General features: G+C 71.9%; 15 protein-coding genes and 1 other RNA gene. 13 read left to right on the top strand and 3 right to left on the bottom strand.

Going from position 1 to position 16,584, the window contains the following annotated elements:
- Positions 1-206: 206 nt before the first annotated feature.
- Entirely contained in the window at positions 207-407 is a 201-nt protein-coding gene (locus tag ACIQRW_RS18210) for a hypothetical protein (protein ID WP_003968786.1), read from the bottom strand.
- Between the two features lie 257 nt (positions 408-664).
- Between ACIQRW_RS18210 and ftsE the strand changes: the two genes are divergently transcribed.
- From ftsE to ssrA, 5 genes are all read left to right on the top strand, one after another.
- A complete protein-coding gene (gene ftsE, locus ACIQRW_RS18205) occupies positions 665-1,354 on the top strand; it encodes a cell division ATP-binding protein FtsE (RefSeq protein WP_003968787.1) in 690 nt (229 codons plus the stop codon).
- A 54-nt stretch (positions 1,355-1,408) separates the two neighbouring features.
- Positions 1,409-2,326, top strand: a complete 918-nt coding sequence (ftsX, locus tag ACIQRW_RS18200; RefSeq protein WP_403761029.1) for a permease-like cell division protein FtsX — start codon at positions 1,409-1,411, stop codon at positions 2,324-2,326.
- A 68-nt stretch (positions 2,327-2,394) separates the two neighbouring features.
- Positions 2,395-3,582: a S41 family peptidase gene (locus ACIQRW_RS18195; RefSeq protein WP_403761026.1), complete on the top strand. Its 1,188-nt coding sequence runs from the start codon at positions 2,395-2,397 to the stop codon at positions 3,580-3,582.
- Positions 3,583-3,600: 18 nt separating this feature from the next.
- Complete coding sequence (gene smpB / locus ACIQRW_RS18190) at positions 3,601-4,089, top strand: SsrA-binding protein SmpB (RefSeq protein ID WP_032790702.1); 489 nt, start codon at positions 3,601-3,603, stop codon at positions 4,087-4,089.
- A 119-nt stretch (positions 4,090-4,208) separates the two neighbouring features.
- Positions 4,209-4,596, top strand: a transfer-messenger RNA (tmRNA) gene (ssrA, locus tag ACIQRW_RS18185).
- A gap of 106 nt (positions 4,597-4,702) precedes the next feature.
- On the opposite strand, the gene ACIQRW_RS18180 is transcribed toward ssrA, so the two are convergent.
- Positions 4,703-6,073: an MFS transporter gene (locus ACIQRW_RS18180; RefSeq protein WP_403761023.1), complete on the bottom strand. Its 1,371-nt coding sequence runs from the start codon at positions 6,071-6,073 to the stop codon at positions 4,703-4,705.
- Positions 6,074-6,352: 279 nt separating this feature from the next.
- On the opposite strand from ACIQRW_RS18180, the gene ACIQRW_RS18175 reads away from it, so the two are divergent.
- From ACIQRW_RS18175 to ACIQRW_RS18145, 7 genes are all read left to right on the top strand, one after another.
- Positions 6,353-7,324 carry a LysR family transcriptional regulator gene (locus ACIQRW_RS18175; RefSeq protein ID WP_403761020.1) on the top strand — a complete coding sequence of 324 codons (972 nt, stop codon included), beginning with the start codon at positions 6,353-6,355 and terminating at the stop codon, positions 7,322-7,324.
- A gap of 161 nt (positions 7,325-7,485) precedes the next feature.
- The gene (locus tag ACIQRW_RS18170) at positions 7,486-8,178 is read left to right on the top strand and encodes a hypothetical protein (RefSeq protein ID WP_403761018.1); all 693 of its coding nucleotides are present in this window, start codon (positions 7,486-7,488) and stop codon (positions 8,176-8,178) included.
- The gene (locus tag ACIQRW_RS18165) at positions 8,179-10,407 is read left to right on the top strand and encodes a glycosyltransferase (RefSeq protein WP_403761015.1); all 2,229 of its coding nucleotides are present in this window, start codon (positions 8,179-8,181) and stop codon (positions 10,405-10,407) included. It abuts the gene before it with no gap.
- Entirely contained in the window at positions 10,404-11,573 is a 1,170-nt protein-coding gene (locus tag ACIQRW_RS18160) for an acyltransferase family protein (RefSeq protein WP_403761013.1), read from the top strand. The genes ACIQRW_RS18165 and ACIQRW_RS18160 overlap by 4 nt, the downstream gene beginning before the upstream one ends.
- Positions 11,574-11,731: 158 nt before the next feature.
- Positions 11,732-13,063 carry a nitrate/nitrite transporter gene (locus ACIQRW_RS18155; RefSeq protein ID WP_403761010.1) on the top strand — a complete coding sequence of 444 codons (1,332 nt, stop codon included), beginning with the start codon at positions 11,732-11,734 and terminating at the stop codon, positions 13,061-13,063.
- 316 nt (positions 13,064-13,379) lie between these two features.
- Positions 13,380-14,522, top strand: a complete 1,143-nt coding sequence (locus tag ACIQRW_RS18150) for a uroporphyrinogen-III synthase (RefSeq protein ID WP_403761007.1) — start codon at positions 13,380-13,382, stop codon at positions 14,520-14,522.
- A gap of 140 nt (positions 14,523-14,662) precedes the next feature.
- Positions 14,663-15,226: a GNAT family N-acetyltransferase gene (locus ACIQRW_RS18145; RefSeq protein ID WP_403761004.1), complete on the top strand. Its 564-nt coding sequence runs from the start codon at positions 14,663-14,665 to the stop codon at positions 15,224-15,226.
- Here the strand turns inward: ACIQRW_RS18145 and ACIQRW_RS18140 are convergent.
- Complete coding sequence (locus ACIQRW_RS18140; protein WP_403761077.1) at positions 15,159-15,779, bottom strand: GNAT family N-acetyltransferase; 621 nt, start codon at positions 15,777-15,779, stop codon at positions 15,159-15,161. The genes ACIQRW_RS18145 and ACIQRW_RS18140 overlap by 68 nt on opposite strands.
- A 169-nt stretch (positions 15,780-15,948) precedes the next feature.
- On the opposite strand from ACIQRW_RS18140, the gene ACIQRW_RS18135 reads away from it, so the two are divergent.
- Positions 15,949-16,563, top strand: coding sequence for a CGNR zinc finger domain-containing protein (locus ACIQRW_RS18135; RefSeq protein WP_403761075.1), 615 nt, complete (start codon positions 15,949-15,951; stop codon positions 16,561-16,563).
- Positions 16,564-16,584: the final 21 nt, after the last annotated feature.

Raw genomic sequence — 16,584 nt, 5'->3', positions numbered from 1 at the left:
AACGCTCGGCTGGGAAACCCCAGCCGAGCGCCTGCATAAACTGCTCACGGCCTGACCAACACAACCACGTGTTGCGACGACCCCTAGAAACCGCCCGCCTCCCGGGCCCTTCTGCGCGCCCGAACCGCTCAGGCGGCCGTACGCATACGTCTGTCGGCCCCGAAGGGGCTATGAGGGGCGGCCCCGAAGGGCCGTGCGGGGCCGGATCAGGCCGCTTGGTGCGCCAGCAGCGCGAGCGCGGTCAGCAGCACCACCATCAGGGCGATCAGCATGGCCGGGCTCATCCCGGCCAGCGGGCCCTGGCCCTGCTCCTCCAGCATCTGCTGCCGCACGGCACGGCAGACACGGCAGCGGCCCTCACTGACGGGGGACGCGCAGTTCGCGCACACCAGTCGGTCATAGGTCATGCGCATTCCTCCTCCCGCGCGGCGGAGCCGCTTGCCGCTCTCTCCGCACAACGCTCACGGAAACGCAACCGTTCCCCCCACCACTGTGCCAGCTCGCGACGATTTCGGCGCGGCCCGCCGGACAAGGTCCGGCACGACCCGTTTCGTTCCAGGGGGCGATCCGCCATAAAACGCACATTGCCGGACGCTGCCTGCACGCGTGAGCCCGGTTCGCGTATGGTCACGCTCACCTACTCCCGGCCGACCGTGGTGCATCCGTGATCCGATTCGACAACGTCTCCAAGACCTACCCGAAGCAGACCCGACCGGCTCTGCGCGATGTCTCGTTGGACATCGAGAAGGGTGAGTTCGTCTTCCTGGTGGGGTCCTCCGGCTCCGGCAAGTCGACCTTCATGCGACTGATCCTGCGCGAGGAGCGCGCCAGCACGGGCATGGTCCATGTGCTCGGCAAGGATCTCGCGCGGCTGTCCAACTGGAAGGTGCCGCAGATGCGCCGCCAGCTGGGGACGGTCTTCCAGGACTTCCGCCTGCTGCCCAACAAGACGGTCGCGGAGAACGTGGCCTTCGCCCAGGAGGTCATCGGCAAGCCCCGCGGTGAGATCCGCAAGGCCGTGCCCCAGGTCCTCGACCTCGTCGGCCTCGGCGGCAAGGAGGAGCGGATGCCCGGTGAGCTCTCCGGTGGTGAGCAGCAGCGCGTGGCCATCGCCCGCGCCTTCGTGAACCGCCCCATGCTGCTGATCGCGGACGAGCCGACCGGCAACCTCGACCCGCAGACCTCCGTCGGCATCATGAAGCTGCTGGACCGGATCAATCGGACCGGCACCACCGTGATCATGGCGACCCACGACCAGAACATCGTCGACCAGATGCGCAAGCGCGTCATCGAGCTCGAGCAGGGCCGTCTCGTACGCGACCAGGCACGCGGCGTCTACGGCTACCAGCACTGACCGAGGGGCTCCGGCCCTTCGTGCATTTCGAGCATCGAGTACTGAAAGGACGCCATGCGCGCCCAGTTCGTCCTGTCGGAGATCGGCGTCGGTCTCCGCCGTAACCTCACGATGACCTTCGCGGTCGTGGTCTCCGTCGCCCTCTCGCTCGCCCTGTTCGGCGGTGCGCTGCTGATGCGCGAGCAGGTCAGCACGATGAAGGACTACTGGTACGACAAGGTCAACGTCTCGATCTTCCTCTGCAACAAGAACGACGCCAAGGACATGCCCAAGTGTGCCAAGGGGGCTGTCACCAAGGAGCAGAAGGACCAGATCGAGGTCGACCTGGAGAAGATGGACGCCGTCGAGACGGTCCACTTCGAGACGGTCGACGAGGCGTACAAGCACTACCAGGAGCAGTTCGGCGACTCCCCGATGGCGGGCAACATCACGCCCGACCAGATGCAGGAGTCCTTCCGGGTCAAGCTGGACGACCCGCAGAAGTACAAGGTCGTCGCGACGGCCTTCGCCGGGCGTGACGGGGTGCAGTCCGTCCAGGACCAGCGGTCCATCCTGGACCAGCTCTTCGAGCTGATGAACGGCATGAACGCTGTCGCGGTCTACGTGATGATCCTGATGCTCGTCATCGCGCTGATCCTGATCGTCAACACCGTGCGCGTCTCCGCGTTCAGCCGGAGACGAGAAACGGGCATCATGCGCCTCGTCGGAGCCTCCGGCTTCTACATCCAGGCCCCCTTCATCATGGAGGCGGCCGTCGCCGGTCTGATCGGCGGCGTGCTGGCCTGCGCCATGCTGCTCGGCGGACGGTACTTCCTGATCGACGGCGGCCTCGCGCTCCAGGAGAAGCTGAACCTGATCAACTTCATCGGCTGGGACGCGGTCCTCACCAAGCTCCCGCTGGTGCTCGCGATCGGTCTGCTGATGCCCGCCGTCGCCGCTCTGTTCGCGCTGCGCAAGTACCTGAAGGTGTGACATGTGCCCCCTGGGGCGCACGGGCGAGCGCCCGTGCGCCCCAGGGGGCTTGTCCTAGACTCGGCGCCATGTCGGGTTGTTCGCACCGCTTCCGGCCCCGCGGCCTCTGCCGCGGGGCGGCCCTGACATTGGTCTTCGGGTGCGCGCTCGCCACTGGTGCCGCGACCGGTTCACTGCCGCAGGACCCCGGTTCCGGGGCCGGGCCGCAGACGCGTGCCGTCTCCTCCACCGTCGCCCCGGTCGACCGCGACGAGATCGAGGACGCCGCCGCCGAGGCCGAGGCGGACGGGAAGTCCGTGAAGGACGCCGCCGAAGAGGTCGTCAGCCGTAGTGGCGATCGCTGGGGCGCGGTCTACGACGAGCGGGAGTACGAGGAGTTCGAGCAGGCGCTGGACGGCTCCTACACCGGCGTCGGGCTCTCCGCCCGGCGCACCGACCGCGGCGACGTCACGGTGTCCCGCGTGCAGGCCGGCGGTCCCGCCGACCGGGCCGGCATCCGCGCCGGCGACCTGCTGCGCACCCTGGACGGCCGCGCGGTCGGCAAGCGCCCCGTCGCGGAGGTCGTCGCGTTGCTGCGCGGCGACGGTACGGGGGCGGCCGAGGGCAGCCGGGTGGAGCTCGGCCTGGTGCGGGAGGGCCGGAGCTGGACGGAGACCCTTCGGCGGGCCCGGCTGACCACCGAGGCGGTCACCGTGCGGCGGCTGGGGGCCGAGCCGTCGTCGGCGGTCCTGATCAAGGTCGCCGCGTTCACCAAGGGCGCCGGGGCCGAGGTCCGGGAAGCGGTCCGTGAGGCTCCCGACGGGGCCGGGATACTGCTCGACCTGCGCGCCAACTCCGGCGGACTCGTCACCGAGGCCGTCGTCGCCGCCTCCGCCTTCCTGGACGGCGGCCTGGTCGCCACGTACGACGTACGCGGGGAGGAGCAGGCCCTGTACGCCGATCCGGGCGGTGACACGGGCCGGCCGGTCGTCGTCCTGGTCGACGGTGGCACGATGAGCGCCGCCGAGCTGCTGACCGGTGCGCTCCAGGACCGGGGCCGCGCGGTCACCGTCGGCTCGCCCACCTTCGGCAAGGGCTCCGTACAGATGCCCAGCGAGCTTCCGGGCGGTTCGGTGGCCGAGCTGACAGTCGGCCACTACCGCACGCCGGCCGGCCGGAACGTCGACGGCAGGGGCATCACACCCGACCTCGTGGTGGGGGAGAGGGCCCAGCAGCGGGCCGAAACGGTATTGAGTGGCCTCGGGGGTGGGTCGTAGTGCGAAAATGACCGCACTATGGCGAAGGAAAAAGACACCGGGCGCAAGATGGTCGCGCAGAACAAGAAGGCGCGGCACGACTACACGATCCTCGACACCTACGAGTGCGGTCTCGTCCTCATGGGTACGGAGGTCAAGTCCCTGCGCATGGGACGGGCCTCCCTGGTCGACGGCTTCGTCCAGATCGACGACCACGAGGCCTGGCTCCACAACATCCACGTACCCGAGTACGTCCAGGGCACCTGGACCAACCACACGGCCAAGCGGAAGCGGAAGCTGCTGCTGCACCGGGCCGAGATCGACAAGCTGGAGTCGAAGTCGCAGGAGACGGGCCACACGATCGTGCCGCTCGCGCTGTACTTCAAGGACGGCCGGGTCAAGGTCGAGATCGCGCTCGCGAAGGGCAAGAAGGAGTACGACAAGCGGCAGACGCTCCGCGAGAAGCAGGACACGCGGGAGACGAACCGCGCCATCTCGGCGGCCCGCCGGCGGCAGCGCAGCGCCTGAGCGGGGCCTGTCCCGGCGGGGCCGGCGGCCGGGCAGGAATACAGTGGCATCGTCCGGCGTTGGTCACGTACGATGGGCCGTGCACCTCAGCGAAGGTGCGCGTTTTGAAAAATCAACATGGGGATGATCGGTTTCGACAGCGGATGTCGAAGCAGGGGAAGCGAGTCGAGGAAGCGGCAATGATCTCGTAAACCATATGTCGCAAACAATAATCGCCAATTCCAAGCGCGATTCCTCCGCCTTCGCCCTCGCTGCCTAATTAGCAGCTAAGCGAAGACTCTGCGGAGTGTCAGCCCGGGGGTGATCCCGACCCGGATCCTGGCATCAACTAGGGATCTAAACTTCTCGGCCCGGCCACGGGGCCGAGAAGGAAATCAAACAGTGGCTGGGCCTGTCGGAGGCTTGTTCGCGTGACCTCCGGGGCCGAGAAAAGCGCAGCGAACTGCACTCGGAGAAGCCCTGGTTCCGCACCGTTGGACGCGGGTTCGATTCCCGCCATCTCCACCACCCCATGTAAGCCTCCGCCCCGCGAGTTCACTCGCGGGGCGGAGGCTTTTCTCATGCCCGATGCCCGATGCCCGTGTCCGGCACCTGTGGTGCCCGCTCTTCCGTGTCATCCCGCTCGGCTCGCTCGCCGCACTGCCGTCCCCGCTCCCGCGATGACCAGGGCGAGGGCCGCCGCGGACATCGGGGCCGCGTAGCCGGTGACCGTGCCCGCGTGCTCCACCAGCCAGCCGCCTGCCGCCGCCCCGGCCGCGATCCCGCCCAGCAGCGCGGTCACCGCGAGCGTCATGCCCTCGTTCAACTGCTCCGGGCGCGTGGACCGCTGGACCAGCGTCATGCCCGTGACCATCGTCGGCGCGGTCGCCGCCCCCGCCACCAGCAGGCAGAGCGCCAGGACCGGCAGGGAGGCGGAGCCGGTGGCGGCCAGCAGCGGCAGGGACATCAGCGTCGTCATCCCGGCCAGGCACAGCAGCAGCCTGAGGCGGACGTTCCGGGCGGGTCGCAGCGAGCCGTAGACCAGGCCCGCCGCGCAGGACCCGGCCGCCTGGAGCGCCAGGATCGCACCCCCGGCATGCGCGATGGAGACGACCTCCAGCGACCCGAACACCGCCCCCGTGGCGAGGAAGACCGCCAGCAGCGCGGGCATCCCCGGCGTGCGCAGGGGCGAGGCCACGGTCCTCGTACGAGGGGTGACGGGCGGTTCCGTGGCGCGCTGGGCCGCGAAGACCAGGACGCCGCTCATCAGGAGCACCGCCCCCGCCAGGGTGCCCGCCTCCGGGAACAGCGCCCCGCAGAGCGTCGCGGCCAGCACCGGGCCCAGCATGAAGCACAGCTCGTCGGCGGCCTGTTCGAAGGAGTTCGCGGTGTGCAGGGCCGCCGGGTCGCCCCGGTGCAGATGCGCCCAGCGGGCCCGCGACATCCCGCCGGTGTTCGGGGTCGTCGCGGTCGCTGCGTACGCGGCGAACAGCGTCCAGGCCGGGGCCTCGTAGCGCACGCAGAGAACCAGGGCCAGCGACCCCAGCACGGCGAGCGCGGTGGCGGGCACCGCGACGCGCGCCTGCCCGAAGCGGTCCACGAGCCGGGCGGTGAAGGGCGCGACGACCGCCGTCGCGGCCAGCCCGGTCGCGGTGACGGCCCCGGCCAGGGCGTAAGAACCCCGGGACCCGGCGATCATGATGACCGCGCTGACGCTGAACATCCCCATCGGCAGCCGGGCGAGCAGATTGCCCGCCGTGAACGCCCGCGCCCCCGGCGTGGCCAGCAGCCGGAGGTACGGGTTCGACGACCGCCTGCGCCCGGCGCTCCCGCCCCGCCCGGCGCCCCCGGTCCTCCCGGGCACGGAGCGCGGGGCCGCGACCAACTGGCCGCCGGCGACGGTGAGCAGAGGAGTGGCCGGCGGTGCGACGGCCCGGTCCGGGCGGGCGGCGGGGACGGGCCGGGGAGCGGCGAGTGGGCGGGAGGACGGGCCGGTTCGGGGCATGACGCCCCGACGGGTCGGGACCGGCCGGGGAACGGACTCCGGGTGGGGAACATTTGCCGGGTGGGGAACGGTCTCTGGGCGGGAAACGGTCTCCGGGCGGGAAAGGGTCTCCGGGCGGGGAACGGCCTCCGGCCGGGGAGCGGACTCCTGGTGGGCGGCGGTGCGGGATATCGGCATACGACCAGGCTGACCGTGGACCGCCGCCCGGGTCCAACACCTTCTCCGCGCCGATTAACGCGTCAGTGTTGTGAATGGCGTCCCGCGCTGTAGATTCGCGCTGTGCCTCCCGCCGACATCGACCCCCGTCTCCTGCGCGCCTTCCTCGCCGTCGCCGAAGAACTGCACTTCACCCGGGCCGCCGCCCGCCTCTTCGTCGCACAGCAGGCGCTGAGCCGGGACGTCCGGCGGCTGGAGCGCGAGCTCGGCGCCGAGCTGTTCGTCCGTACGACCCGGCAGGTCGCGCTCACCCCGGACGGCGAACGCCTGCTGCCGCACGCCCGCCGGGTGCTCGACGCGCACGCCGAACTGGCCGGGGCCTTCAGCGGTGCGCCCGCCCGGCCGCTCCTCGTCGACCTGAACAGCGACGGGGCGACCGCCGCCCGGGTGCTGGCGCGCGCCCGCGAACTGCTGCCGGAGTGCGAGCTGATGGCCCGCTTCGAGTCCGGTCTCACCTGGGCCGCCGGCGAGATCCTGGCCGGCCGGCTCGACGCCTCCTTCGGCCGGGCCGCCGGGCTGGCCCCCGCGGTGCGCGCGGGACTTTCCGTGCACCCCGTGCGGTACGAGCCGATGGCCCTGATGCTGCCGGTCGCTCATCCCCTCGCCGCGCGGGAGGTCGTCGCCCTGGCCGAGCTGTCCGGAGAGACCGCGTACGCGGGGGCCGGCAACGAGCGGACACGGGAGTGGACGGACCTCGCCGCGCTGCTGTTCGCCGAGTGGGGCATCACCATGGCCCCACCTGTTCCGCTAGCCGTGGGCGTGGCCGAATTTCAGCGGGTCATGTCGAAGGGAGGGCACCCCGTGCTCGCCGTCGTCGACTTCCCGGCGCTGCCCGGAACGGTGCTGCGCCCGCTCGTCGACCCGATTCCGCTTTCGCCGCTGGCGCTGGTCTGGCGCAAGGGTCTGAACCACCCCGGCGTAGACGCCCTGCGGAGCGCTACTGACCAGTTGGCCCTTGCCGAGGGGTGGATGGACCCCCCACCCGGCTCCTGGCTCCCCGAGGGCGATCGGTCACTGATGCGCAACCGTTCCTGATCAACTCCGTTCAGGGGCACTTGGGCGTCAATGTCGTGCGCTACATTCATCGTCCGGGTGCAGGAAGGCCGGGTTCATGGACGGGTGGGGGCCCAGTCCAACAGTAAAGAACCAGTCAATTCCATGCGCCTGATTCTTGAGTGGGGGATGGGGCTGCACTGGTGGACAATTGGCGCGAAGGTCAGAGAACCGGGCACACGCATGAGCCCAACGACGCGACGATCCAGCTCGACGGGCTGGGCCGTCAGCTCGCCGAACTGGCCGGTGAACCCGCCCCGCCGGACGGCACCGACGGCCCCGTCTTCGTCGACGAGAGCGGCCGCCGCGGCAAGACCTTCCGACGCATCGGCTGGGTCCTGGCCTCGGTCTGCGTCGCCTACGCCGTGACGCTGGTCCTCGCCCTCCTCGGCGGGAACTCCAGCGCCCCCTGGCTGCCCCTGTCCGAGACCGGGGAGAAGGCGAAGGCGGAGCAGGCCGAGGAGGCGCCCGCGCCCGACGACACCGTCGGCGGCCCGTCCGGCGACTCCCCGGAGCCCGGGCCCAGCGCCTCCGGCCCCGCGGCGACCGAGGAGTCCGGCCCGCCCGACGACGCGACCCCGTCGGCCACCTCCGTACTGGTGCCCGCCGGATCGGCCGGGGACCCCTCCACGTCCGTCGCCGCCGACCCGACCCGTTCCCCCGGGGCGGGCGGCGCGGGTGGCTCGGCCGGCGGCACGGAACCGGACCCCACGACCTCGACCGCCGAACCACCGGTCGACCCCTCGCCGCCGTCCCCCGAACCGGAGCCGTCCGACCCGACGACCCCTCCCGCCGAGACTCCCGACCACCCGGTGCAAGAAGAGAGCGCCCCGTAAATGAACTCCCCCGCCACGCGGGGCAGGAACGGCAGATCGAGGAGAGCGTCACGCGGCCGGAGCCGGTTCAGGCTCCCCATGCGCTACCTCCTGCCGACGACGTTCCTCGTCGCCCTGCTCGCGATGCTGATGCTGCGCGGATACGTGCACAACGAGATCCTCGCCGACCACCGGGTCCGCGGCGCCGACTCCCAGACCCGGGTGCCGAAGGACGTCCGCTCCGGCGGCCCCGTCATCGACGCCCGCTCCGGTGACGCGAAGACCCTGCGCATACCCGACCGCCGGATCGTCCTGACCTTCGACGACGGGCCGGACCCGGTGTGGACGCCGAAGGTCCTCGACAAGCTGAAGGAGTACGGCGCCCACGGCGTCTTCTTCGTCACCGGCAACATGGCCGCCCGGCACCCGGATCTGGTCGAGCGGATGGTCGCCGAGGGGCACGAGATCGGGCTGCACACCTTCAACCACCCCGACCTCGCCTACCAGTCCACCGGGCGCATCGACTGGGAGCTGTCGCAGAACCAGCTGGCGCTGGCGGGTGCCGCCGGCATCCGCACCTCGCTCTTCCGGCCGCCCTACTCCTCCTTCTCGTACGCCATGGACAACACGTCCTGGCCGGTCACGGAGTACATCGGCAGCCGCGGCTACCTCACCGTCGTCAACGACACCGACAGCGAGGACTGGAAGCGCCCCGGGGTCCGCGCCATCGTCGAGCGGGCCACGCCGAAGGGCGGCAAGGGCGCGATCATCCTGATGCACGACTCCGGCGGCGACCGCTCGCAGACCGTGGCCGCGCTCGACACCCTGCTGCCGGACCTCAAGGAGCGGGGCTACACCTTCACCCGCCTCACCACCGCCCTCGACGCCCCCAGCGCGCACACCCCGGTCACCGGGTTCGCGCTGTGGAAGGGCAAGGCGTTCGTCGCCGCCGTCGCCGTGTCCGAGCGGATCACCGGTGTCCTGGTCGTCGGCCTCGCCGTCATCGGCGTCCTGGTCCTCGCCCGCTTCGGACTGATGCTGCTGCTCTCCTTCCTGCACGCCCGCAAGGTCCGCCGCAGGAACTTCAGCTGGGGACCGCCCGTCACCCGCCCGGTCTCCGTCCTCGTCCCCGCGTACAACGAACGCGCGTGCATCGAGGCGACCGTGCGCTCCCTGGCCGCCAGTGAGCACAGAATCGAGATCATCGTCATCGACGACGGCTCGACGGACGGCACCGCCGACCTCGTCGAGGCGCTGTGGCTGCCCCGCGTACGGGTCGTGCGCCAGCGGAACGCGGGCAAACCCGCCGCCCTCAACAACGGCATCCGGCACGCCCGTTACGACATCGTCGTGATGATGGACGGCGACACCGTCTTCGAGCCGTCCACGGTCCGCGAGCTGGTCCAGCCCTTCGGGGACCCCCGGGTCGGAGCCGTCGCGGGCAACGCCAAGGTCGGCAACCGCGACTCCCTCATCGGCGCCTGGCAGCACATCGAGTACGTGATGGGCTTCAACCTGGACCGCCGGATGTACGACGTGCTCGGCTGCATGCCCACCATCCCCGGGGCCGTCGGCGCGTTCCGCCGCGAGGCCCTGGACCGGGTCGGCGGAATGAGCGAGGACACCCTCGCCGAGGACACCGACGTCACCATGGCCCTGCACCGGGACGGCTGGCGCGTGGTCTACGCGGAGAACGCCCGCGCCTGGACCGAGGCCCCGGAGTCCGTGCAGCAGCTGTGGTCGCAGCGCTACCGGTGGTCGTACGGCACCATGCAGGCCATCTGGAAGCACCGCCGCGCGGTCATCGAACGCGGACCCTCGGGCCGCTTCGGACGGGTCGGGCTGCCGTTCGTCTCCCTCTTCATGGTGCTCGCCCCGCTGCTGGCCCCCCTGATCGACGTGTTCCTGCTGTACGGGCTGGTCTTCGGCCCCACCGGCAAGACCGTCGCCGCGTGGTTCGGCGTCCTGGTCGTCCAGGCGGTGTGCGCCGCCTACGCGTTCCGGCTGGACAAGGAGCGCATGACGCACCTGATCTCGCTGCCGCTCCAGCAGATCCTCTACCGCCAGCTCATGTACGTCGTGCTGCTCCAGTCCTGGATCACCGCGCTCACCGGCGGCCGGCTGCGCTGGCAGAAGCTGCGCCGCACGGGCGCGGTGGAGGCTCCCGGCGGCTCGTCCGTCCAGCGCCCGCGGCCCGTCGACGCCGGGGCCGTCAGCGGCGGCAGCACGGACCGGAGGCCCTACGTATGACCGCCCCGCCCCTGCCGATGACCATCCCGCCGGGCCCCACGGTCCCGCCGCCCGCACCCGTGAAGGCCGTCCGCGACCGGTACTTCGACCTGCTGCGGGCCCTCGCCCTCTTCCGCGTCGTCCTCTACCACCTGACCGGCTGGGCCTGGCTGCCCATCGTCTTCCCGTCGATGGGCGTCATGTTCGCCCTGGCCGGGACGCTGATGGCGCGCTCGCTGAAGCGGCCCGCCGTCCAGGTGATCCGGGGCCGCGTCCGCCGGCTCCTGCCGCCGCTGTGGCTGCTCGGCGCGATCGGCGTCACCGGCATGGCCGCCCAGGGCTGGGGCCCGGACGCCGAGGGCCACCCCGGCTGGTGGTGGCAGCACCTCCTGTACTGGGTGCTGCCGCTCAGCGATCCGCCGTACGCGTACGACGTGGCGGGCATCGACGGATTCCTCGGCGCGAGCTGGCCGGAGGAGCTGGCCGGGCCGCTCTGGTACATCCGGGCCTACCTGTGGTTCGTCCTGTTCTCCCCGCTGATCCTGCGCGGCCTGCGCAGGCTGCCCTGGCCGACGCTGCTCGCGCCGCTCGCACTGGCCGTCGTCATGCGTCTGGAGCTGTTCTCCACCACCGACCGCCTCGACTCCGCGATCACCGACTTCTCCACCTTCGGCGCCTGCTGGGTCCTCGGCATGGCCCACCACGAAGGCGTCCTGAAACGGCTGCCCGCCTACGTCGTGCCGTCGATCGCCCCGCTCTTCGCGGGCGCGGGGCTGTGGTGGGCGAGCCACGAGGGCTTCCGCAGCGGCTTCGACCTGGACTCCATCCCGCTCGCCCAGGCCCTGTGGTCCTTCGGCTGCGTCCTGCTCCTGCTGCACCTCAGCCCCACCTGGACCGCGTGGCCGAAGCGGCTGCGCGCCTTCGACCGGCCCATCACCCTGCTCAACTCGCGGGCGGTCACCGTCTACCTCTGGCACAACGTCTGCATCCTGACGGCCGCCACGCTCTACGACCGGCTCTGGTCGGTGGACGCCCTCAGCGAGAACGTGCCCTGGCTGCTGGAGAGCTGGGTGCCCGTGCTGCTGATCGCCTGGGCCCTCATCGCGCTCTGCGTCCTCGCCTTCGGCTGGGCCGAGGACCTCGCCGCCAAGCGCCGCCCGCGGCTCTGGCCGGACGGCAGGCGGTAGCGGACACCGCATCTCACCGGGCCGGGAACGGCCCGGTGAGAGCAAGGTTGCCCACCGGTCACCTCACGGCACCACGCCGAAACGCGGGCTCCCTAGCGTCGGGGACAACACCCCGAAGCGACGGGGACACCACCCCGACCCCCCTGTGGAGGCGCGTGATGGCAGGCCGTTGGATCGAGACCTGGGAGCCGGAGGACGAGACGTTCTGGCGGGAGAAGGGCGAACGCGTCGCCCGCCGCAACCTGTGGTTCTCCGTGCTCTCCGAGCACATCGGATTCTCCATCTGGACCCTCTGGTCGGTGATGGTCCTGTTCATGGGACCGGAGTACGGCATCGACCCGGCCGGGAAGTTCTTCCTCATCTCGACCGCCACCCTCGTCGGCGCGCTGGTGCGGGTGCCGTACACCTTCGCCGTCGCCCGGTTCGGCGGCCGCAACTGGACGATCTTCAGCGCGGTGAGCCTGCTCGTCCCGACCCTGGCCGCTTTCTGGGTGATGGAGCCCGGCACCTCGTACGCCACCTTCGTCGCGGTCGCGGCGCTCACCGGGATCGGCGGCGGCAACTTCGCCTCGTCGATGACCAACATCAACGCCTTCTTCCCGCTGCGCGAGAAGGGCTGGGCGCTCGGCCTGAACGCGGGCGGCGGCAACATCGGCGTCCCCGTCGTCCAGCTCGTCGGCCTGCTCGTCATCGGTACGCTGGGGGCCTCGCACCCCCGCATCGTCCTCGGGGTGTACATCCCGCTGATCGTCCTGGCCGGCGTCTGCGCCGCCCTGTACATGGACAACCTCCGGCCCGTGAAGAACGACACCGGGGCCGCGCTGGAAGCCGTCCGCGACCCGCACACCTGGATCATGGCGGTCCTCTACATCGGCACCTTCGGCTCGTTCATCGGCTACAGCTTCGCCTTCGGCCTGGTGCTCCAGACCCAGTTCGGCCGGACCCCGCTCCAGGCCGCCTCGCTCACCTTCATCGGCCCGCTGCTGGGCTCGCTGATCCGGCCCGTCGGAGGCCGGCTCGCCGACCGGTACGGCGGCGCGCGCATCACCCTGGCCACCTTCGCCGCGATGGCCGCCGCCACCGGCGTCGTCATCCAGGCCTCGGGGAACGCCTCGCTGCCCGTCTTCCTCACCGGCTTCACCGCCCTGTTCGTCCTGACGGGCCTCGGCAACGGATCGACGTACAAGATGATCCCCGGCATCTTCCACGCCAAGGCCCTCGCCAGGGGGCTCGACGCGGAGTCCGCCGCCGCCCACGGACGACGGCTCTCCGGCGCGGCCATGGGCCTCATCGGGGCCGTCGGCGCGCTCGGCGGCCTGGCCATCAACCTCGCCTTCCGCCAGTCCTTCCAGGCCTCCGGCGCCGGAACCGCGGCCTTCTGGTCCTTCCTCGCCTTCTACGGGGTGTGCTTCACCCTCACCTGGGCGGTATACCTTCGCCGCCCCACGCCCGCGCCCACACGGGGCCGGCTCGGCTACGCGGAGGTCTAGGTCGTGTCCGCAAAGTCTCGTCTGGCCCACGACGCCTGGCACGCACTCTCGCGGCGTTGCCGAAATGCCCGAGTAGCTCCGCTACTAGGACACTCCGGCGCCTTGCGAGAGCACGCACCAGACGCCGCGGGCCCCGCCCAGAGGGCGGACGACGATACTTTGCGGACACTCCCTAGGGGGTCACGGGACGACATCCCGGCGTCGTGCGACGTAACGGCCGGGAAATACGGGGGAACCGAGCCTGTCACGCATCGTTGACAGTCTCGGGCCTTCGCACCTCGCGTACCAGCGGAACCACGGAAGCCGGGAACACGCCATGCAGGACGACGACACAACGCACGGCCCCCTCGCGGGCTTCACCGTCGGGGTGACCGCCGCCCGTCGCGCCGAGGAGCTCGCCACCCTCCTCAAACGCCGCGGCGCCGCCGTCCTGCACGCCCCCGCCCTGCGGATCGTGCAGCTCGCCGACGACAGCGAACTCCTCGCCGCCACCAAACAGCTGATCGGCCACGCCCCCGACGTGGCGGTCGCCACCACCGCCATCGGTTTCCGCGGCTGGATCGAGGCGGCCGACGGCTGGGGGGTCGGCGACGCCCTGCTGAAGACGCTGAGCGGGGTCGAACTCCTCGCCCGGGGCCCCAAGGTCAAGGGCGCCATCCGGGCCGCCGGGCTGACCGAGGCCTGGTCGCCCGGGTCCGAATCGATGGCCGAGGTCCTCGACCGGCTCCTCGCCGAAGGCGTCGCCGGCCGCCGGATCGCCCTCCAGCTGCACGGCGAACCGCTGCCCGGCTTCGTCGAGTCCCTGACGGCCGCGGGCGCCGACGTCGTCGTCGTCCCCGTCTACCGCTGGATGCCCCCGCAGGACATCGCCCCGCTCGACCGGATGCTCGACGTCACGGCCGCCCGGGGCCTGGACGCGATCACCTTCACCAGCGCGCCCGCCGCCGCCTCGTTCCTGGGGCGCGCCGAGACCCGCGGACTGCTCCCGGAGATCCTCGGCGCCCTCCGCGACGACGTGCTCGTCGCCTGCGTCGGACCGGTCACCGCCCTCCCGCTCCAGGCCCGGGGGATCGACACCCTCCAGCCGGAACGCTTCCGGCTCGGCCCCCTCGTCCAGCTGATGTGCGCCCGGCTCCCACTCGCCGCCCGCACCCTGCCCGTCGCCGGCCACCGGGTCGAGATCCGGGGCCACGCCGTCCTCGTCGACGACGAGCTGCGCGCGGTGCCGCCCGCGGGCATGGCCCTCCTGCACGCGCTGGCCCGTCGCCCCGGCTGGGTGGTGGCCCGCGCCGACCTGCTGCGGGTCCTGCCCGGCAGCGGCACCGACGAGCACGCGGTGGAGACCGCGATGGCCCGGCTGCGCTCGGCGCTGGGCATGCCCCGGCTGATCCAGACGGTCGTCAAGCGCGGCTACCGGCTGGCGCTGGACCCGTCGGCGGACACGAAGTACGGCCGCTGAGGGCCCCGGAGCGTCACCGTACGGCCGCTGAGGGGCCCGGAGCGTCACCGTACGGACGCTGAGGGGCCCGGAGCGTCACCGTACGGACGCTGAGGGCCCCGGAGCGTCACCGTCAACAGGACAGGCCTTAGCGTGACCGGATGACCGATCACCTCCACCGGATCGCCCCGGACGTGGCCTTCCGCCCCGTCGCGATCACCGACGCGCCCGCCTTCGCCGCGGCCGTCACCCGCAACCGCGCTCATATGCGCCGCTGGGAACCCGTACGCCCCGCGTCCTTCTACACCGTCGAGGGTCAGGCCGCCCGGCTCACCGCCCTGCTGGCCGACCGGGACGCCGGACGGGCCGTGCCCTGGGCGCTCACGGACGCCGACGACCGGGTGATCGGCGCCTTCACGCTCTCCGGCGTCGAGGGGGGACCGTACCGCAACGCCCGCCTCGGCTACTGGGTCGACGCGCACCACACCGGACGCGGCCTCGCCACCGCCGCCGTCGGCGCGGTCTGCGACGCCGCCCGCGACCGGCTGGGCCTGCACCGCGTCGAGGCGGCGACCGTCACGGACAACACCCCTTCCCAGCGGGTGCTCGCCAAGGCCGGGTTCGAGCGGATCGGCACCGCGCCGGGCTATCTGCACATCAACGGCCGCTGGCGCGACCACCACCTGTTCCAGCGGCTTCTGCACGACGACCCGCCGGTCGGCTGAGCGCCGCCGAGGGGGCCTCGCGCGCATGCACATGGCCGTCCAGCGGATAGTCGGGCGGCAGCGCCGGGATCACCCGCGCCAGCGCGTAACCGCACTTCTCCGCCACCCGGCACGAGGCCTCGTTGTCCACCTGGTGAAACAACTCCAGCCTGATCAGGCCCTGTTCGGCGAACTCCGTGAACGCCCAGTCGGTCAGCGCCGTCAGGGCCCGTGACGCCACGCCCCGGCCGCGCGCCGCGGCCGTCGTCCAGTAGCCCACCTCCGCGCAGTCGTTGCCCGGATCCGGCCGCTTCAGCACGATGTTGCCGAGCGGTTCGCCGTCCCGCCCGCCGTCGGTCACGGCGAAGGCGAAGCGGGTGCCCGTCGCCCACCCCGTGCGCTGCGCCGCCAGCCAGTCGGCCGCCCCGTCCACCCCGGAGACCTGGGTGGCCAGCCACCGCCGCATCGCCGGATCCTCGTACGCCTCCAGCAGCGCCGGCAGGTCCTCCTCGCGCCACCGGCGCAGCCGCAGGCCGCCGGGGCCGGGCACGGTGTTCCCGTCCCGGTGGTCCATGGGTGTCTCCCCCTCGTGATCCATGGCCGCCACGGTACGGGGGCGGGTCCCGGCACCGGGACGGCGGCGGGGGTTCCGGCCGGGCCCCGGCCGGGGCACTCTGGGGGGTGGCCGTTCGACCGGTGACCCAAGGTGGTGACAGGGCGTGGCAGCGGGCAGGGATGCGCGGATGTGGCGGTTCGACACGGGCCGGGTCTGCCTCGATCTGGTGGCCACGGAGCCCGCGGGCGGGGCGCCCGGGGGCTGCGAACAGCTCGACGGGCCCGTGCGTCTGGCCCGGTGGCTGACCGACGCCCGGCTGGTCCCGCCGGGCACCGTACTGACGGCGCTGGACGACACCTGGGTGACCCGCTTCCACGAACTGCGGTCGGCCATAAGCCTCCTGATGGCGGCTCAGCTCGGCGGTCCCGACGCCGACAGGGCGCTGGAGCGGGTCAACTCCCTGGCCTCCGGGGCGCCTCCGGGGCCCCGCGCGGTGCGCGGTGCGGACGGCGGCCTGGTACGGGCCCTGAGCACAGCACCCGACTGCGCGGGGCTCCTCGCCGTCGTCGCCCGGGACGCCGTGGACCTGCTCACCGACCCGGCCGCACGGGCGGCCCTGCGCCGCTGCCAGGGCGAGGACTGCCACCGCCTCTACCTGGACACCTCGCGCGGCGGACGGCGCCGTTGGTGCTCCGGCGAGGTCTGCGGCAACCGTGAACGGGTCGCCCGCCACCGGCGCAGGACCCTGCGGGCGGCCGCCGGGCGCGGTCCGGAGAAAGAAATTCCGCGCGGCGTTGAGTGAACCGGGCCCCGCCCCCGTACC

Source organism: Streptomyces sp. NPDC091287 (assembly GCF_044768525.1).
Classification (GTDB): domain Bacteria; phylum Actinomycetota; class Actinomycetes; order Streptomycetales; family Streptomycetaceae; genus Streptomyces.
The sequence above is the reverse complement of the archived record's forward strand: the minus strand, read 5'-3'. Positions and strand labels throughout refer to the sequence as shown.